This window comes from Marinomonas gallaica, from assembly GCF_001639745.1.
Classification (GTDB): domain Bacteria; phylum Pseudomonadota; class Gammaproteobacteria; order Pseudomonadales; family Marinomonadaceae; genus Marinomonas; species Marinomonas gallaica.
In genome coordinates, this window is the sequence record NZ_LTAX01000009.1 from 79,485 (window position 1) to 98,446 (window position 18,962).

Sequence of the window (18,962 nt, forward strand, 5' to 3'; positions counted from 1 at the left end):
TCTACCAAGAGCTAGATGATACCTTCTTTTTACGCGTCATTGGAAATAGTAAGCCTAAAATGCCACCGGCAATCAATGTCCCCGCACCGATTAGGAACCAGCGTTGTTCAATCGAATTGCTAAGCTCTTCGTTTTGCATCGTAAGCGTGTCGACTTGTTGCTGCAGCGATTTGATCTTGTAATCAGACTCCTGATTGGCTGACACGATCTCTTTAGCTTGTTGCGCTAAGACGGACACATCCATCAGTTGCTGTTCAAGTGCTTGCTTTTGAGAGGTGAGTGATTCTACCGAGGAAATCAATTCGCTGTTTGTATCTTTGGTCTCTTGTAACACGTCCTGAGCGTCTACCTTTGCTTCTTTCGCTTGGGTGAGCTGATTTTGAAGATAAACAAGTTGGTCTCGGCTTACACGGTCTTCGCTGATGAAGTAATTTGGAAGCCAGCCTTCATTGCCATCAGGTGTGCGAACTTTTACGTAGTCATTACGACGTTGTAAGACGGTAAGAGGGGTGCCGCTCTTTATACCGCGTTCTGTGGCGCGAGTGTCATTGCTTAGTCCTTCGCGGATGGCAACGAATTGAATATCAGAAACATAAACCGTTTCTGCTTGCGCTGAAAGTATAACGCTAAAGGAAGCCGTTAATCCGAACAGTATTTGTTTTAGCACGTGAAGACCCTTTTACAATCAATTACTTGTAACGAGACAATAACGCTACTAGCACTTAAGCGCAATATCTTGCGGGTCGACATAGCAAAGGTATTGCGTCAACAATGTGTAAAACAAAAAAAGCGCAACCGAAGTTGCGCTTTTTTAGACTGGTCATACTGTGGGTTTATGCTGCAAAGTTAGCTGCTGCGAATTCCCAGTTTGCAAGTGCCCAGAAGCCTTTAAGGTAATCAGGGCGAACGTTGCGGTAGTCAATGTAGTAAGCGTGTTCCCAAAGGTCAACTGTAATCAAAGCAGTTTGACCAGCAGTCATTGGCGTACCAGCATTGCTAGTGTTAACGATTTCTAGTGAACCGTCAGCGTTTTTCACCAACCAAGTCCAGCTAGAGCCGAAGTTATTTACGGCTTTGTCGTTGAATGCTTCTTGGAACGCTGCGAAAGAGCCCCATTTAGCATTGATTGCATCAGCTAGAGCGCCCGTAGGCTCGCCGCCGCCGTTTGGCGTTAGGCTATTCCAGAAGAAAGTATGGTTCCAGATTTGTGCCGCATTGTTAAATACTGGGCCAGCTGGAGCTGAAGAGATGATCTCTTCTAGAGATTTGCCTTCGTACTCAGAACCAGGAACAAGACCATTTAGCTTAGTTACGTAAGTGTTGTGGTGTTTGCCATGGTGAAACTCAAGTGTCTCTTGGGACATATGTGGTTCAAGAGCATCTTTAGCGTAAGGTAGAGCTGGTAGTTCAAAAGCCATTTCTTTTCTCCTTGCTTTATTGTAATGAAAAGTGCTTGTGATCAAGCAGTTAATGGTGCTTATATAGTAGCATCGAACATTTGAATATTATATTCATTCTGTTTGTATGGTTATTTATTCCCAAAGTTTTCATAGTTGTACAAAGATTGACGGCTGACCATAGTTATGCGCAAAGATGATGATGTAGAAATCCCAAGTCTAACACTCGATCAAGATGAAATTAGTGATCGGGGCACAAGTAGTTCGCAAGTGCCTAGAACAGGCAAGCAACGCCTAAACCCTCCACCAGCAAGGCCTACAGGATCTCCTGGTGCCGCTGGATATGCGCCAGCTAAGAAAACCAGTCTAGCGTTTGTGTATTTTCTTCTTCTGTTGATTGTAGGTGGTGCAGGAGCAGGTGGCTACTGGTTATGGATGGAAAATCAGGCGTTGCGTGACGAGTTACTTGGCGCTCGTAGTCAAATTCAAGACTTAGACAGTCAATTGGTGGCGGCCGATGTATCGACAAATGCCCTAGGTCAAACAGTTGAAGAAACATTGAAGACTCACGATAGTGAAATTCGAAAGCTTTGGGCTGTTGCGTATGATCGAAACCGGACTGGTATTGCGAATAATGATCAGCAAATTGAAGTGTTACAAGAAAAGCTGTCAGAATTGAGAGAGGTTGTTTCAACTCAGGGTAAGCGTTTCGCTGTTCAAGCGGATGCGTTTAATGATATTGAAAACGGCTACAATACGATGGTTAATACAGTCGCTAAGATTGAAGAGGCTCAGAAGCATCAGATAGAAGAGGCGAGTACTCTTGCTGGCGATCTCAATGCTAAAGTGGAGCAACAAGGGTCAACGATTGGTTCGCAACGAGACCGTATTGCAGATTTAGACCGTCAACTGTCTGAATTAAAACGGTCGTTGAGTGGCTTGGATTCTAAGGTGTCTCAGCAGTCAGAAGGTATTGATGCGTTATCAAGTGCTGCCAGTCAGCCATCTGTGCCAAGTAATCTGTCTTCTAGGCTCCAAAGCACGGAAGAAGCTATTCGCTCAATAGATCAGTTTCGCCCTCAGGTGTTACGTGAGATCAATAACTTAAAGTCACAAGTGCGTCAAATGTCGCTGGAGTTGAGCTTGAAGAATGGTTGATTCGTTTCATAGTTTTTTTGCAGATTGATTTACATCAAAGAATGGCCGACTTGTTCGGTCATTTTTGTTTTTACGCTTCGGGATAGAGGGCTGTTTTCGCTAGAATTCGCGCCATCTTAATTTCTGTATAAAGTTTTATTATGACTGAATTGCTTTCCCCTGCTGGTACTCTTAAGAATATGCGGTATGCCTATGCCTATGGTGCTGACGCAGTCTATGCTGGCCAGCCTCGTTACAGTCTGCGTGTCCGAAATAATGATTTTACAATGGCAAATCTTGCACAAGGCATAGAGGAAGCTCATGGCCAAGGTAAGAAATTGTATGTTGCGACAAATATTGCCCCGCATAACGCTAAGATTAAGACTTTTATAAAAGATATGGAGCCTGTGGTTGAAATGGGTCCAGATGCTTTGATCATGTCTGATCCTGGTTTGATGATGTTGATTAAAGAGAAATGGCCGGATATGCCAATTCACTTATCAGTGCAGGCTAATGCAGTAAACTGGGCAACGGTTAAATTTTGGCATAATTTCGGGTTGGAGCGCGTCATTCTATCTCGTGAGCTTTCTTTAGATGAAGTGGGTGAAATTCGTCAAAGGGTGCCAGAGATGGAGATCGAGACATTTGTTCACGGTTCTTTATGTATCGCGTATTCTGGGCGTTGTTTGTTGTCTGGTTACTTTAATCGTCGCGATCCAAACCAAGGGACTTGTACGAATTCTTGTCGCTGGCAATATGATATGAAATCGGCGGTGCAAGATGAAAATGGTGATATTGTGCCAGCGGATGGTAGTCACCTTAAAGGTGTGCAAAGTTTTGATCCAAATGGCTTCGTAGCGCCAACGCTTGGGGAGGGGAAGCCGTTCGATGACGTGGTATTGCTTCGTGAGCAGGGGCGTGAGGGTGAGTTCATGCCAGCTTTTGAAGATGAGCATGGCACCTACATTATGAACAGTCGTGATTTACGTGCCATTCAGCATGTGGAAAAGCTAATTGAGTTGGGGGTTCATTCTTTAAAAATTGAAGGGCGCACCAAATCTCACTTTTATGCAGCACGAACCGCACAGCTTTATCGTAAAGCCATTGACGATGCGACGCATGGTCAACCTTTCGATATGTCATTGATGGACAAACTTGAAGGATTGGCTAACCGTGGATATACCGAAGGATTTTATCGCCGTCATGTGCATGATCAGTACCAGAATTATCAACATGGTAATTCCAGTTCAGATCGCCAGCAGTTTGTGGGTGAAATGCTTGACTGGAATGATGGGTGGTTGACGATTGAGGTCAAAAATCGCTTTAAAATAGGCGATTCTATTGAGCTGATTACGCCTAAAGGAAGTATGCTTTACAATATTGAGGTGATGGAAAACCTCAAGGGTGAAGCAGTGGTTGTTGCGCCGGGCTCAGGGCATAAAGTGCGTATACCGCTGCCATATCAGCCAGAACAATTGGAGCTTGGTTTGATTATGAGAAACTTACCAAACGGACAGTGAAAATTGTTGCCTGGATAAGGTATCAATTAAAAGGCTCATTATGAGCCTTTTTTAATATCTATATGCCATGAAAATCTATTTGGGTTGGTTTTTATAACTTTCTGGCATGTTATAGTTAACTAAATGCCGAAGACTTTACAAATTTGAGACGAGATACTATGACAGTGACAGAGGCAAGACTGACACACCTTAAACAGCTTGAAGCTGAGAGTATTCACATTATTCGAGAAGTGGCCGCAGAGTTTGATAACCCGGTCATGTTGTACTCTGTAGGTAAAGATTCAGCGGTTATGCTGCATCTTGCAATGAAAGCGTTTTACCCAGGAAAACCACCATTTCCACTGCTACATGTAGATACAGGTTGGAAATTCAAGGAAATGATCTCGTTCCGTGACGAAATGGTCGCGAAGCTTGGTTTGGATCTGTTGGTCCATCAAAACCCTGACGGTATCGCTCAGGGTATTGGACCATTTTCCCATGGCAGCGCAGTACATACTGATGTGATGAAGACGCAAGGTTTAAAGCAAGCGCTTGATCAATATGGTTTCGATGCGGCTTTCGGTGGCGCGCGTCGTGACGAAGAAAAATCTCGTGCGAAAGAGCGTGTTTATTCTTTCCGAGATAAACAGCACCGCTGGGATCCTAAAAATCAGCGTCCAGAATTGTGGAATATCTACAATGGTAAAGTAAATAAAGGTGAAAGCATCCGTGTATTCCCTTTGTCTAACTGGACGGAACTGGATATCTGGCAGTATATCTACCTAGAGAGCATTCCAATTGTTCCTCTTTACTTCTCTGCGAAGCGTCCTGTCGTTGAGCGTGATGGCGTGCAAATCATGGTTGATGATGAGCGTATGCCGCTTAAAGAAGGCGAAGTGCCAGAAATGAAATCAGTGCGTTTCCGTACGCTAGGTTGTTATCCGCTTACAGGTGCGGTGGAATCTGAGGCGGATACGTTGCCAGAGATCATTCAAGAGATGCTATTGACGACGAGTTCTGAGCGTCAAGGCCGTGTCATCGACCACGATTCAACGGGTTCGATGGAAGAGAAGAAGAAGCAAGGTTATTTCTAAGGGTAGGAGTTGTAAATGTCTCATCAATCAGAATTGATCAGTCAAGATATCCTTGGCTACTTAAAGCAGCATGAAGAGAAAGACCTGCTTCGCTTGCTTACCTGCGGTAACGTAGATGATGGTAAAAGTACATTAATTGGTCGTTTGTTGCATGATTCTAAGCTGATCTATGAAGATCACTTGGATGCGGTGAAGCGCGACAGCAAAAAATCTGGCACGCAAGGCGAGGAAGTTGACTTGGCGTTGCTAGTCGACGGTCTACAAGCAGAACGTGAACAAGGTATTACCATTGATGTGGCATACCGTTACTTCTCAACGGAGAAGCGTAAGTTCATCATCGCAGATACCCCAGGGCATGAACAGTACACGCGTAACATGGCAACGGGCGCATCATCTTGTGACCTTGCTATTATTTTGATCGACGCGCGCTACGGTGTACAAACGCAAACACGTCGCCATAGTTTTATTGCTTCTTTATTGGGTATTAAGCATGTTGTGGTTGCTGTAAATAAAATGGACTTGGTGGATTTTTCTGAAGAAAAATACAACGAAATACGCGCGGATTACTTACAATTCATTGAGCAATTAGGTAACCGCAAACCTGAAGATGTGTACTTCGTGCCAATGTCTGCTTTGCAAGGCGATAACGTTGTTAACGCATCGGAGAAAACACCTTGGTATCAGGGTGGTCCTTTGATGCAGATTCTTGAGTCGGTTCAGATTAATCGTGATGTTAAAAGCGATGCTTTCCGCTTCCCTGTGCAATATGTTAACCGTCCGAATCTAGATTTTCGTGGCTTTGCTGGAACGATTGCTGCGGGCCTTGTTAAGCCTGGCGATGAAATTGTGGCTTTGCCATCAGGTAAGAAGTCAAAAGTTGCAGAGATTGTAACGTATGACGGTAATCTTGATGTGGCTAAGAAAGGTCAAGCGGTTACATTAACGCTTGAAGATGAGATCGATGTCAGCCGTGGCGATATGATTGTTCATCCTGGTCATGAGCCAGAAATTAGCTCTAACCTTCGAGCATCTGTTGTTTGGATGGCTGAGCAACCGCTAGTGCCAGGCAAGCTGTATAACTTCAAGCTGGGAACTCAAACGGTTCCAGGTAAAGTGCATCATATAAATCACCGTGTTGATGTGAATACTCTTGAGCACATTGAAGTTGATCAAGTTGAACTAAATGTTATTGCTGATTGTGTGATTAGCTTTGACGCGCCAGTTGCTTTTGATGATTATCAGAATAGCCCGCTGACGGGGGCTTTGATCATTATTGATCGTCTATCAAACGTGACCGTTGGTGCGGGCATGGTTGAAGAAACCATTGGTGATCTGGATCAAGATACCTTGGTAACTGCTGAAGAGCGTGCAGCTCGCCTTGGTCAGAAGCCAGCGGTTGTTGCTTTAGCGGAAGGAGCAAGTGTTGATGTCCAGCTGTTAGAGCGGGGATTGCTTCGTCGCGGTGTGGTATCCATTGCAAAGCTAAATGCTAGTCATGCAGAAGTGGAACTGTTGAAGCAGACGGGTGTTGTTGTGATTGTTGCGGACGCGTCAGTTGCTGATATCCAGTTGTCAGCGGGGTCAGTCGATGATCTTGTTGAGCAAGTTTTATCGGTTGTAAGCCTGTAAAAGTTTACTAAATCGTGTATAAAAGCCACTGTTTTTACAGTGGCTTTTTTGTGCGTGGTTGTTATGTCTTTAGATCGTCTTTTTGAACAGTTGCTTCTTTATATTGTTGGACGAGTGGCGATTGCCGCCGAAGCGGTTAATCAGGCAAAGGAAGCGGCCACTAGTGTAGAAAGTGTTGCAGAAACTAAGTGGGATACATTTGGTCTGGAGAACTCCTATTTAGCACATGGACAAGCGGTGCGCTTGGCAGAGTGTGAAGCGGATTTGGCGTATTTTCGTAAGTTTAGTTTTTCTAATTCAGAAGTGATCGAGTTGGGCTCTGTATTGTTGCTTTCGCGCTCGGATGGCTGGCAACGGATTGTGATCATTGCTGAACATTCTGGCGGTGGTGAGTTTGAATTGGATGACGAAAAAGCTTTAATTGTTACGCCCTCTACGCCGCTTGGTAAGTCATTGTTGTTAAAAGAAGAGGGCGATGAAATTCTTATGAAAAGTCGAGGTGTCGAAATTGATGCTGAGATTGCGCAAATTTTTATGGGTCAAGTTTAGAAATTTGAGTCATCCCCTAGAGTGTGTTGGGCGCTTGGCATATAATGCTGGGCCTTAAATGATTAATATCTCCCTGTTGCCAGCATTTGACTGCATTTGAATTGAACTGCGGCGGGGTGAAATAACGGTATGTTCTCGTAATGTCGAGACAGTAATAGGATAGAAATTATGCGCAGCCATTATTGCGGCGAATTAACAGCAAAAAACATTTCAGAAGTCGTGACTCTTTGTGGATGGGTTCACCGTCGCCGAGATCACGGTGGTGTTATTTTCTTGGACCTACGTGACCGTGAAGGCGTGACTCAGGTTGTATTTGATCCAGATCGCGCGGAAAGCTTTGCGCTAGCAGACAGCTGCCGTAGTGAATTCGTGGTTCAAGTTAAGGGTCTGGTTCGTGCTCGTCCTGAAGGTACTGTTAACCCAAACATGAACACGGGCGAAATTGAAATCCTTGGTCATGAAATCGAAATTTTGAACCGCGCCGCGACGCCTCCTTTCCAATTGGATGAGCATCAGGCTGTAGGTGAAGATATTCGTCTGAAAAACCGTTTCTTGGATTTGCGTCGTCCTGAAATTCAACAAAAGCTTCGTCTTCGTTCAAAAGTAACATCGATTTTGCGTAGCTACTTGGATGACAATGGCTTCCTAGACATTGAAACACCGATTCTTACACGTGCAACGCCAGAAGGTGCGCGTGATTACTTGGTCCCAAGCCGTACTCATCAAGGTAGCTTCTTTGCATTGCCTCAGTCACCACAGCTATTTAAGCAGTTATTAATGGTGTCTGGTTTTGATCGTTATTATCAAATTGCTAAATGTTTTCGTGATGAAGATTTGCGTGCTGACCGTCAACCAGAATTTACTCAGATTGACTTAGAAACCTCTTTCCTAGGTCAAGAAGAGATTATGTCTCTGACGGAAGGTATGATCTCAAATCTGTTTAAAGAAGTGAAAGATGTTGATTTGGGGGCATTCCCACGTATGCCTTTCTCTGAGGCTATGGAGAAATACGGTTCTGATAAACCAGATCTGCGTATTCCGCTTACGATTGAAACTGTATCTGACTTGATGACAGAAGTAGACTTTAAGGTTTTCTCTGGTCCAGCGAAAGATGCAAATGGCCGCGTTGCTGCACTTAAAGTACCAGGTGGTAATTCTCTGACGCGTAAGCAAATCGATGAGTACACTAAGTTCGTAGGTATCTACGGCGCGAAAGGTCTTGCTTACATCAAGGTTAATAACAAAGCGGATCTTGAAGAGGGTCTGCAGTCTCCAATCGTTAAGTTTTTGCCAGTTGAAGTACGTCAAGCGTTGCTTGATCGTGTTGAGGCACAAGATGGCGATTTGATTTTCTTTGGTGCTGATCAAACAAGTGTTGTCAATGAAGCGCTGGGTGCGCTTCGCTGTAAACTTGGTGCGGATCTTGATCTTTACACGTGTGAGTGGGCGCCTCTTTGGGTAGTTGACTTCCCAATGTTTGAGCAAACATCAGATGGTGGTATTACTGCCATTCACCATCCGTTTACAGCGCCTTCTTGCTCTCCAGAAGATCTGAAAGCGAATCCATTGACGGCATTGTCTCAAGCCTACGATATGGTACTTAATGGTACTGAGTTGGGTGGTGGTTCGATTCGTATTCACCAGTCTGAGATGCAAGAAACGGTATTTGGGCTATTGAATATCTCAGCTGAAGAGCAAGAAGAAAAATTCGGCTTCTTGTTGGATGCACTGAAATTCGGTGCGCCACCGCACGGTGGTCTTGCGTTCGGTCTTGACCGTCTAGTGATGTTGATGACGGGTTCTGCGTCGATTCGTGATGTTATTGCTTTCCCTAAAACTCAAAGTGCTACGTGTCTATTGACTCAAGCACCGGGTGAAGTGAGCGAGAAGCAGCTTAAAGAATTGAGTATTCGTGTGCGTAAGCCTGTTACCGAGTAATAGGTTAAGCGTTAATGAATACATGAAAAGGGCCATTTGTATGGCCCTTTTTTATTGCCTTGCATTGTTTGCTTTATGCTGTTGAAATATACAGTATTTTACGTGGATGATCATCCAAGGGAATCAGTTTGGCGCGTATATTAGCAATTGACCCAGGCTCACGAATCACAGGCTTTGGGGTGGTAGATATTATCAATGGTAAAGTGAATTATGTCAGCAGTGGCTGCATTAAGTTGCCAGATGAAAACCTAGCCGTTCGACTAAAGAGAATATTTGAATGTGTTAGTGAAGTGATTGAAGAGTTTAAGCCTAATGAATTTGCGATTGAAGAGGTGTTTTTAGCAAAAAATGCCAACTCTGCATTAAAGCTTGGGCAAGCTCGTGGTGCTGCCATTGTGGCTGCTGGTATGGCTAATTTGCCAGTCTATGAATATGCTGCGAGGCGTGTGAAGCAGTCTGTTGTAGGGAATGGTAATGCTGATAAAGCGCAGGTTCAATCAATGGTACAGTTGTTGCTAAAATTAGAGGCAACGCCTCAGGCTGATGCGGCGGATGCCTTAGCCATCGGGTTGTGCCATGCCAATACGCGTACCTCGGATGGACTGGAGTATGGTGTTGGTAAGCGCGCAGGGCGCTCTTCTAAGCGCTGGCAAATATCTGATTTGAAGGTGAAGTGATGATAGGTCGTATTGTAGGAACTTTAATTGAAAAAACACCGCCAGAGTTGCTGGTGGATGTAGGTGGTGTGGGCTATGAAATTATGGCGTCAATGAGTACCATTTATGAATTACCTCAGGTTGGGCAGAGCGTGATACTGCACACGCATTTTCAAGTCAAAGAAGATGCACAGTCTTTGTACGGTTTCGCTACAAAAGATGAGAGGGCTCTATTTAGAATATTGATCAAGGTAAATGGTATTGGCCCTAAAATGGCATTGTCAGTCTTATCGAGTATGAATCCACCCGAACTAATTACAGCAGTACAAGAGTCGCAGATTGACTCGTTAACAAAAGTTCCTGGTGTTGGTAAGCGCACTGCGGAACGTTTGGTGGTTGAGTTACGAGATAAACTTGGAACGGCTGCTAAGCAAGATTTGTTTACTGAGCGTTCTGTGGTGACGCAGGTGCAAGCCGATCCGCGCCAAGAAGCAGAAGCAGCCTTGATATCATTGGGATATAAGCCTCAAGAAGCCGCACGTATGATTGCTAAATTGCCAAAAGACGAGTCAAACAGTGAGTTACTGATTAAGGCTGCCTTAAAGAGTATGTTGAAATAACTATGATAGAACACGACCGTATTATTTCGCCGCAGCTAAAAGGCAATGATGGACAAGTGGATCGTGCAATTCGTCCACAAAGTCTTGCTGAGTATATTGGCCAGCCTGTGGTTAAAGAGCAAATGGATATCTTTATGCAGGCAGCTCGTCAGCGCGGTGAGCCTTTGGATCATTCTTTGATTTTTGGTCCGCCGGGATTAGGAAAGACGACATTGGCTAATATCATTGCTAATGAAATGGGGGCGGAAATTAAAACCACCTCGGGTCCGGTGCTTGAGCGCGCAGGGGATTTGGCGGCTTTATTGACCAACTTAGAAGAGGGGGATGTGCTCTTCATTGATGAGATTCACCGTTTGAGTCCTGCGATTGAAGAGGTGCTTTATCCTGCAATGGAGGACTACCAAATTGATATCATGATTGGAGAAGGTCCTGCTGCACGCTCCATCAAAATTGACATCCCTCCCTTTACTTTGGTTGGTGCAACGACCCGTGCGGGCTTGTTGACATCACCTTTACGCGATCGTTTCGGAATCGTGCAACGATTGGAGTTTTATGATGTCGAATCTCTGACTACAATCGTTAAACGTTCTGCATCTAAGCTTGGTGTAGACTTGGATGGCCCAGGGTGTTTCGAGGTGGCGCGAAGATCTCGGGGTACACCGCGTATTGCAAACCGCTTACTGCGTCGTGTGCGCGATGTGGCTCAAGTGGGAGGCGATCTAATTGTCGGTCAAAAAGTTGCCCAACGTGCTCTGGATATGTTAAGTGTAGACAGTCAAGGTTTTGATCATTTGGATCGACGTATGTTGTTGACCATGATAGAAAAGTTTGATGGTCGTCCAGTTGGCTTAGACAGCATCGCTGCCGCGGTTGGGGAAGACAAAGATACGATTGAAGATGTGATTGAGCCATTTTTAATTCAGCAAGGTTTTGTGATTCGTACGCCAAGGGGGCGACAAGTGACAAAGCGTGCTTATGAGCATTTTGATTATCAATTACCTCAAGACTTTGAATAGAGGAAAACAGACAGATGTCCATTTGGGGCTTAATTTTAAACGCTAGTTTTGTAGTTCAATTAGTAATGCTGACGTTATTGCTGGCATCCGTGTTTTCATGGATTGTCATTTTTCAGCGTAAAAGAATCCTTGGTCGTGCTACAAAAGTGCGCCGGAATTTTGAAGATCAATTTTGGTCTGGAATCGACCTAAGTAATTTATATCGCCAGTTAACCGTTGAAGGTCGCAAGGTTGAAGGAATGGAGAACATTTTCGCGGCTGGCATCAAAGAGTTTACTCGATTGCGTCAAAATGGAACAGTCGAAGCGGATGCTATTATAGAGGGAGTCGATCGTGCTATGCGTGTTGCGCTCTATCGTGAGGAAGAGAAACTAGATCAACATTTATCATTCTTGGCGACGGTTGGGTCAATTAGCCCTTATGTTGGTTTGTTTGGGACGGTATGGGGCATCATGCATGCTTTTATTGGTTTGTCTGAGGTACAGCAAGCGACCATAGCGACCGTTGCGCCTGGTATTGCTGAGGCACTGATTGCGACAGCTATAGGTTTGGCGGCCGCGATACCAGCGGTTGTGGCTTACAATAAATTTTCTTCCACAGCTGACTCGTTGGCATCTAGCTACGAGAATTTTGCGAATGAGTTTAGCAGTGTGCTTTACCGTAAAGTACATGTCCGTGAAGGGAGCTAATCATGCTATCAAGACGCCGTACAAAGCGACGCAAGCCGGTAGCTGAAATTAATGTTGTGCCCTATATTGATGTAATGTTGGTGCTGTTAGTTATTTTTATGATTACTGCACCAATGTTGACTCAAGGGGTGGATGTTGAGCTACCCAATGCAAATGCTGCTCCGATTGAGAACGATGAATCCGATGTGCTTGTGGCATCGGTAGATAAAGACGGAAATTACTTTATTGATATCGGTGGTGAGCAAAGTGCCATTTCTTTGGCTGACCTGAAAGATCGTGTGAGTAAAGTGCTGGCACAAAATCCCCGCTTACCTATTCTGGTGCGTGGTGATAGAAATGTGCCTTATGGTGAAGTGGTTGGTCTGATGGTTGCATTGCAAGGCGCAGGTGCTCCAAATGTTGGCCTGGTTACGGAGCCTGAGTAAGCGATGAAGTTTACTGATAAGGAAAGCTATTCATTACCTGTTGTTTTTGCTGTTAGCTTGCATGTTGCCGTTATTGCGGGTGGGATACTGGTTGCGGGATTGACTGAAAATACGCCAGAGCCACCCAAGCGTCCCCCTATTGTTAATGCGACCATCGTTGATGTCTCAGATACGATTATTGGTAAGCGCGAAGCAGACAAGCGGCGCGCGGCCCAAGCAGCAGAGCAGGCCGAACGAGATGCTCAAAAAAAGGCGCAAGAACAAGCACAAAAAAAAGCTGAACGACAAGCGTTAGAGCAGCAGCGTCGTGAAGCAGAAGCTACTCGCAAAAAGCAAGAGGCGGTGCGTAAAAAAGCCGAAGCTGAGCGCCAAGCTTTGATTGAAAAGCAGAAAGCGGCAGATGAAAAAGCGCGTCAGAAAAAGTTAGCTGAGCAGAAAAAAGCGGCAGACGAAAAAGCACGTAAAGAGCAAGCGGAACGTAAGAAGCGTGAAGCAGAGGAAAAGGCACGTAAAGAGGCTGAACGTAAGCGACAGCAAGAACGCGAAAAAGAAAAAGCAGCGGAAGCAGAGCGTAAACGTAAGGCACAAGAGCAAGCCGAGCGCCGTAAGCGTGCCGAAGAGGCTGTTCAGAGGGCGGTCGCAGAGGAAGAGAGTCGTCGACAAGCCGCAGAAGCGGGTAAGATGGTTCAGTCTATCAGTGGTTTGATAAACAAACGCGTGACGGATGCTTGGATCCGTCCGCCAAGTGCACGCAATGGTATGAAGACAACATTGCGCATTAACTTTTTACCGAATGGTGAAGTGTCTAATGTGCAGGTGTTAAAGGGGAGTGGTGATGCTATTTTTGATAAACGTGCCATGGATGCAGTTTACAAAGTAGGTCGTATCGAGGAGTTGTCAGAGATTGAGTCTTATATCTTTGAACGTAATTTTAGACAAGTCGATTTGTTGTTTAACCCACAAGATTTGAGAAACTGATGAGAAAAAATATTCTATTTGCCCTTTTTGTGGCATGTATAACGATGGCGTTACCCGTTAGGGCTCAGTTGGTCATTGAAATTACCAGTGGTGCGGATCAATTGTTGCCAATTGCGGTTGTTCCATTTGGCTATTCTGGAACCTCACCATTACCAGAAGATGTGGCTGGAATTGTTGAGTCTGATCTACAGCGTAGTGGCGTGTTTGAAGCTATTCCGCGTGAAAATATGCTGAGCTTGCCTAATTCGTCAAAAAATGTATTTTATCGCGATTGGCGTTTACTGAAAGCAGACTATGTATTGGTTGGCGGTGTTGAGAATAACGGTAATGGTACCTACCGTATTTCATATGAGCTTTTGAATGTGTTGACACAAAGTCGCGTTGGTAAGCGTGAAGCGTTGGATGTCAAGCCGAGTAACTTTAGGGATGCAGCGCATTTTATTAGTGACAAGATTTACGAACAACTAACAGGGATTCGTGGTGCCTTCAGTACACGTATTCTTTATGTTACCTCAGAAGGTGATCGTGCGGCCCCTACTTATAAACTACAAGTAGCGGATGCGGATGGGCATCGACCACAAGTGATTGTGAGCTCTAAAGAGCCTATCTTGTCGCCTTCTTGGAGTCGTGATGGTCGTAATATTGCCTATGTTATGTTTCGTAACCGTAGACCTAGTATATTCATTCAAGAACTTGCTAGTGGTAAACAACAGCAATTGACTCAATTCCGCGGACTAAATGGTGCGCCAGCTTGGTCACCAGACGGTAAGAAATTAGCGTTAGTGTTGTCTAAAGATAATAACCCAGAAATTTATACATTGGATATTGCAACGCGTCGACTTGAGCGCATGACAAATCATTATTCAATTGATACTGAACCGACTTGGGAGCCGGATGGGCAAGGTATTATCTTTACTTCTGACCGTGGTGGTAACCCGCAAATCTATCGCTTAGATGTTCGCACAAAAAATGTCGAGCGGGTGACGTTTGAAGGTAATTCAAATACACGTGCTCGTATGACACCAGATGGACGTTACTTAGTGACAGTTCAGAAGAACGATGGTAATTATCATGTTGCCTTGCAGGATATGAATACGGGGCGAGTACAGATACTGACAGAAACCTATTTGGATGAGTCGCCAAGTATAGCGCCAAACGGCAGTATGGTGATGTATGCCACCTCTGATCGTGGAAAGGGCATCTTGTCGGTAGTTTCAGTTGATGGTCTTGTTAAATATAGGCTACCATCAGCTCAAGGAGATGTGCGCGAACCTGCTTGGTCTCCCTACTTTAAATAATAAAGCACTTTTAAGGAGCTAATAATGAGTGTAACAAAACTAGGTAAGTTTGCAGTGATTGGTTTGTCTGCAGCTTGGTTGGCCGGTTGTAGTACTACCGCGTCTGATTCAGACACTTCTTCTATGGCGAGTGAAGGTTCTGAAGCAAGCACTTCTGACTCAACCTATGCGGCTGGCGAAGATGGCTCGCTATCAAGTGTTATTATGGATGATCAGGCTGATGCGCAACAAAATGCTGATCTTCTTGCTGGCGTAGCAACTGTTTTCTACTTCGATTTCGATAAATCTATCGTTCGTCCAGAAGCTCGTGAAGCGCTTGCTAAACACGCTCAGTTTTTAATGGATAACCCTGATGCGCGTATCGTTCTTGAAGGTCATGCTGATGAGCGTGGTACTCGTGAATACAATATGGCACTTGGTGAACGTCGTGCTAAAGCGATCATGCGTTACTTAACTATCCAAGGTGTTGCGGCTGCACAAATCGAAACGGTTAGTTTTGGTGAAGAAGTGCCTGTTGCATTTGGTCACGATGCTTCTTCTTGGCAGCTTAATCGTCGTGTAGAGGTTCGCTACGAGTAATGAAAACTCGCTTTAAAATGAGCTCCCTTGCATTGGTGCTGACATTGTCAGCACCAATTGCTATGGCCAACTCTGCAAATGGTATTTCTGCGAATGTTGCGGCAGATCTTCTTTATCAATTAGAAATGTTACAGCAAGAAGTTTCCCAATTACGTGGTCAAGTTGAGCAACAAAACTACGAATTAAGTAAGCTTAAGTCCTTATCAAAAGAGCGTTATATTGACCTTGATAAGCGTTTATCAACGTTGTCTACTCAAGCTGCCCCAGCTGTGCTCAATAACTCTGCACAAACCGCTGTTGCTTCAAATAATCCTGTATCGAGTCAGCAAACAGATGGTAATAGTAATTCCTCTGCCAAGAGTTTGGCTGCGGCGCCTGTAAAGCTTGAAGAACCAAGTGCTGACGCTAAGGCTGCCTATAATTCTGCGTATGCATTAGTCCGAGAGCGTAATTTTGAGGGTGCTCAAACGTCGTTACGTGCGTTTGCTGAGAAGTACCCCAACAATACGCTGACGGGTAACGCTCATTATTGGTTAGGTGAGCTCGCGCTAGTGTTGGGTAATCAGGGTGAGGCATTGGTCCAATTTAAAATCGTTCAAGATTCCTTTTCGGGTCATTCAAAAGTACCAGATGCTATTTATAAACTTGGTATAGTAAATGATCAGCTTGGTAACAAGACGCTGGCCAAAGACAGTTTGAATCGTGTTATCACGAATTTCCCAGATTCGAATGCAGCAGCATTAGCAGCTAATTATTTGAATGATATGAAATAATTTCTTGCAATCCCCAGTGATCACTGTAGTATACGCGGCCGTTGGGTCGTTAGCTCAGTTGGTAGAGCAGTTGACTTTTAATCAATTGGTCACTGGTTCGAATCCAGTACGACCCACCATCACACTCCAACAATGCCCATTTCCAAGGGGTTAATCAATGTCTGAATTAATCGATAAAGCCGCGTTACGCGATACAGTTCAGAAATATCTGTCTGAAGCTGAAGAATCGCTTAAAAAGCCCGTCATTGATAATCAAGCTTTGCGTGATGAAATCAAAACGCTCTTGAAAGAAAAAGATGCTGCTTTAGTTGCGCACTATTATACCGAAGATGCTATTCAAGAACTTGCCGAAGAAACGGGTGGTGTCATTGCGGATTCATTAGAAATGGCTCGTTTTGGCGCAGAACATCCAGCTAAAACACTGGTAGTTGCTGGTGTTAAGTTTATGGGTGAAACGGCGAAAATCTTAAGTCCAGAAAAAACTATTTTGATGCCTACTTTAGAGGCAACATGTTCTCTGGATATAGGTTGCCCAGAAGATGAATTTAACAAGTTCTGTGATCAACATCCTGATCGTACCGTTGTTGTTTATGCTAACACTTCTGCTGCAGTAAAAGCGCGTGCGGATTGGGTGGTTACTTCTGCTATTGCCTTAGATGTTGTGCAGTATTTGAGTGATAATGGCGAAAAGATCATTTGGGCGCCAGATCAGCATTTAGGTCATTATGTTCAGTCTCAAACGGGCGCCGATGTGTTGTTATGGGACGGTGCGTGTATTGTTCATGAAGAGTTTAAAGCGAAAGGTATTCTTGACCTTAAAGCTATTTATCCTGATGCAGCGATCTTGGTTCATCCTGAATCGCCTTCGTCAGTGGTGGAGATTGCCGATGTTGTTGGTTCAACGTCGCAGCTACTAAAAGCAACTAAAGAAATGTCTAACGACACCTTTATCGTGGCAACTGACCGTGGCATCTTCTACAAGATGAAGCAGGCATCACCTGATAAGCGTTTCGTTGAAGCGCCTACGGCAGGCTCTGGAGCGACATGTCGCAGTTGTGCACATTGTCCGTGGATGGCTTTAAATTCATTAGAGTTACTGCGTAATGCGCTTCGCGACGGTACTGATGAAATCTTTGTGGATGAGGCTGTTCGAGTGAAGGCATTAAAGCCGCTACAGCGTATGCTTGATTTCAAAAAGGGCTGAGTGCAGTCGCTAATTATACTTAAAAGCAGCCAATCGGCTGCTTTTTTATGCCTTCTAATCAAGTCCTTCGCGCTTCTGTGCTTCTAGTATTCGTTCAAGATGTAATTTCACCGTTTCCATTTGTTGCTTTTTTGTACCAGAAGATTGTCTTATAGAGCGGTTTATGAGATTCATGGCGGGAAGCTCTTTGCCATATTGGAATTCGAGTAATGCGTGGTTAAAAAGTGCGTAGGGTGAATTATTATGTTGCTGGGCGACGGCGATATTGTGTCGGTATACCATACGGTTCTGATAATTCAGTTGTGAATCACTCGCTTGCAGGTAATCAGGGTCTCTATCTAACTGCCCAGCTAAATATTGAAACGTAAGGTCTTCTGGAGCAAATGAGAGTCGATTGTGAACAATTGATTGTGCCTCTTCTGTTTTGTCGACGGTAAGATAAGTGATGGCTTTTAGGTAGTCAGTAAATTCATTTCGAGTTTTAATACGGCGTAAGTTTTCTAAAGCTGAATCGTTATAGTGTAACAAAACTTGAGAGAGTGTTAAGGCATAATAATATTCATCGTCAGCGTTTATGTTTCTGCGTAAAAAGCTCTGATATCCTGTGCTTTCTAAGGCTGCTCGATAAGCCAGTAGGGTGGCTCTAAAAAATTGAAACGATGGCGATGATGGTTGAAACAATATTGATTGTTGGCCTTGTCCAGTCAAGCTATCACTTAGGCGGCTTTGAGGTAATGGGTGGGTCGAAAGGAATTCAATTCGATTTGAGCCCATAGACTCTTTCATTAAACCAGCTAATAGTTCATTCATACCACTTGTTGGTAAGCCGCTTTGCTGTAAAAGCTCGCGACCTCGTCGATCCGCTTCCTGTTCGTGAGAACGCGAATATTTCAGCATATTTTCTTGTTGGTTAGCTAGGCCGCCAAGCCAAAGAGCAGAGGTTGTTTCGCTGTCACCGGTAGTCGCTGCCGCGGCACCTGCAAGCAACAGTAGCAATGACTTCGCTTGTTCATTACGTTGATTTTCAAGTGAGCGCTGGTAGTGATGTAGCTCTAGATGAGATATTTCGTGGGCGAGCAGTCCCATGAACATGTTTTCGTTGTTGATTAACCTTAGAATGTCGGAGTAAATGAAAAGGTGACTGCCTGGTATAACAAAGGCATTCATTTGGCGGCTATTGAGTAGTGCGAGCTCAATTGTTTTATCGTTTAAGCCGGTGTTTGGAACCAAGTCAGCGATGGCTTGACGAAGGTAATTGTAAGCAGGAGGGAATTCTATGAGCCCTCTGCTGCCATTGATTTTTCGAAACCAATACTGCCCTAGTACATAGCTTGGATTGGATAGGCTTCTCTCATTGTCGTAGCGGGCTAGATCGGGTAGATCAGCAGAGCTGGCCAAAGCATGATGTGCAGATATCGCAATACTAATTGATATAAGTAGCTTGCTGATTTGTAAAAAAAAATGTCTCATAGTGACCTGAG

General features: G+C 44.5%; 19 protein-coding genes and 1 tRNA gene. 17 read left to right on the top strand and 3 right to left on the bottom strand.

Annotation, left to right across the window (positions count from 1 at the left end; all coding sequences use genetic code 11):
• Nucleotide 1 precedes the first annotated feature (1 nt).
• Both AYW76_RS10300 and AYW76_RS10305 read right to left on the bottom strand, forming a co-directional pair.
• The gene (locus tag AYW76_RS10300; protein ID WP_067037720.1) at nt 2-667 is read right to left on the bottom strand and encodes a TIGR04211 family SH3 domain-containing protein; all 666 of its coding nucleotides are present in this window, start codon (nt 665-667) and stop codon (nt 2-4) included.
• A 166-nt stretch (nt 668-833) separates the two neighbouring features.
• The gene (locus AYW76_RS10305; protein WP_067219443.1) at nt 834-1,418 is read right to left on the bottom strand and encodes a superoxide dismutase; all 585 of its coding nucleotides are present in this window, start codon (nt 1,416-1,418) and stop codon (nt 834-836) included.
• A 165-nt stretch (nt 1,419-1,583) separates the two neighbouring features.
• Here AYW76_RS10305 and AYW76_RS10310 point away from each other — a divergent pair, with 165 nt between their 5' ends.
• The 17 genes from AYW76_RS10310 to nadA all read left to right on the top strand — a co-directional run bounded on the left by AYW76_RS10310 (nt 1,584) and on the right by nadA (nt 17,481).
• Nucleotides 1,584-2,555, top strand: coding sequence for a coiled-coil domain-containing protein (locus AYW76_RS10310; protein WP_067219445.1), 972 nt, complete (start codon nt 1,584-1,586; stop codon nt 2,553-2,555).
• Between the two features lie 140 nt (nt 2,556-2,695).
• Complete coding sequence (trhP, locus tag AYW76_RS10315; RefSeq protein WP_067219449.1) at nt 2,696-4,054, top strand: prephenate-dependent tRNA uridine(34) hydroxylase TrhP; 1,359 nt, start codon at nt 2,696-2,698, stop codon at nt 4,052-4,054.
• A 164-nt stretch (nt 4,055-4,218) separates the two neighbouring features.
• Nucleotides 4,219-5,127 (top strand): sulfate adenylyltransferase subunit CysD, encoded by a 909-nt coding sequence (gene cysD / locus AYW76_RS10320; protein WP_170756327.1) that lies wholly within the window; start codon nt 4,219-4,221, stop codon nt 5,125-5,127.
• Between the two features lie 15 nt (nt 5,128-5,142).
• On the top strand, nt 5,143-6,756 hold the full coding sequence (cysN, locus tag AYW76_RS10325; RefSeq protein WP_067037731.1) for a sulfate adenylyltransferase subunit CysN: 1,614 nt from the start codon (nt 5,143-5,145) through the stop codon (nt 6,754-6,756).
• Between the two features lie 63 nt (nt 6,757-6,819).
• On the top strand, nt 6,820-7,305 hold the full coding sequence (locus AYW76_RS10330) for a hypothetical protein (RefSeq protein ID WP_067219453.1): 486 nt from the start codon (nt 6,820-6,822) through the stop codon (nt 7,303-7,305).
• A gap of 168 nt (nt 7,306-7,473) precedes the next feature.
• The gene (gene aspS, locus AYW76_RS10335) at nt 7,474-9,243 is read left to right on the top strand and encodes an aspartate--tRNA ligase (protein ID WP_067219456.1); all 1,770 of its coding nucleotides are present in this window, start codon (nt 7,474-7,476) and stop codon (nt 9,241-9,243) included.
• A gap of 128 nt (nt 9,244-9,371) precedes the next feature.
• On the top strand, nt 9,372-9,920 hold the full coding sequence (gene ruvC / locus AYW76_RS10340; protein ID WP_067219459.1) for a crossover junction endodeoxyribonuclease RuvC: 549 nt from the start codon (nt 9,372-9,374) through the stop codon (nt 9,918-9,920).
• Nucleotides 9,920-10,519 (top strand): Holliday junction branch migration protein RuvA, encoded by a 600-nt coding sequence (ruvA, locus tag AYW76_RS10345; RefSeq protein ID WP_067037739.1) that lies wholly within the window; start codon nt 9,920-9,922, stop codon nt 10,517-10,519. Before ruvC ends, ruvA begins: the two co-directional genes overlap by 1 nt.
• A 2-nt stretch (nt 10,520-10,521) precedes the next feature.
• Nucleotides 10,522-11,535: a Holliday junction branch migration DNA helicase RuvB gene (gene ruvB, locus AYW76_RS10350; protein WP_067037741.1), complete on the top strand. Its 1,014-nt coding sequence runs from the start codon at nt 10,522-10,524 to the stop codon at nt 11,533-11,535.
• Between the two features lie 14 nt (nt 11,536-11,549).
• Nucleotides 11,550-12,224 (top strand): protein TolQ, encoded by a 675-nt coding sequence (tolQ, locus tag AYW76_RS10355; protein ID WP_067219461.1) that lies wholly within the window; start codon nt 11,550-11,552, stop codon nt 12,222-12,224.
• A 2-nt stretch (nt 12,225-12,226) separates the two neighbouring features.
• A complete protein-coding gene (gene tolR / locus AYW76_RS10360) occupies nt 12,227-12,649 on the top strand; it encodes a protein TolR (RefSeq protein ID WP_067219464.1) in 423 nt (140 codons plus the stop codon).
• Between the two features lie 3 nt (nt 12,650-12,652).
• A complete protein-coding gene (gene tolA, locus AYW76_RS10365; RefSeq protein WP_067219468.1) occupies nt 12,653-13,627 on the top strand; it encodes a cell envelope integrity protein TolA in 975 nt (324 codons plus the stop codon).
• Nucleotides 13,627-14,925, top strand: a complete 1,299-nt coding sequence (tolB, locus tag AYW76_RS10370) for a Tol-Pal system beta propeller repeat protein TolB (RefSeq protein WP_067219472.1) — start codon at nt 13,627-13,629, stop codon at nt 14,923-14,925. The genes tolA and tolB overlap by 1 nt, the downstream gene beginning before the upstream one ends.
• Before the next feature lie 24 nt (nt 14,926-14,949).
• Complete coding sequence (pal, locus tag AYW76_RS10375) at nt 14,950-15,504, top strand: peptidoglycan-associated lipoprotein Pal (protein ID WP_067219475.1); 555 nt, start codon at nt 14,950-14,952, stop codon at nt 15,502-15,504.
• A complete protein-coding gene (gene ybgF / locus AYW76_RS10380; protein WP_067219479.1) occupies nt 15,504-16,277 on the top strand; it encodes a tol-pal system protein YbgF in 774 nt (257 codons plus the stop codon). The genes pal and ybgF overlap by 1 nt, the downstream gene beginning before the upstream one ends.
• Before the next feature lie 43 nt (nt 16,278-16,320).
• Nucleotides 16,321-16,396: transfer RNA gene (locus AYW76_RS10385), tRNA-Lys, on the top strand.
• Between the two features lie 38 nt (nt 16,397-16,434).
• Nucleotides 16,435-17,481, top strand: a complete 1,047-nt coding sequence (gene nadA, locus AYW76_RS10390; protein ID WP_082866190.1) for a quinolinate synthase NadA — start codon at nt 16,435-16,437, stop codon at nt 17,479-17,481.
• Between the two features lie 54 nt (nt 17,482-17,535).
• Here the strand turns inward: nadA and AYW76_RS10395 are convergent, their stop codons facing one another.
• Entirely contained in the window at nt 17,536-18,951 is a 1,416-nt protein-coding gene (locus AYW76_RS10395; protein WP_067219482.1) for a M48 family metallopeptidase, read from the bottom strand.
• Between the last annotated feature and the right edge of the window lie 11 nt (nt 18,952-18,962).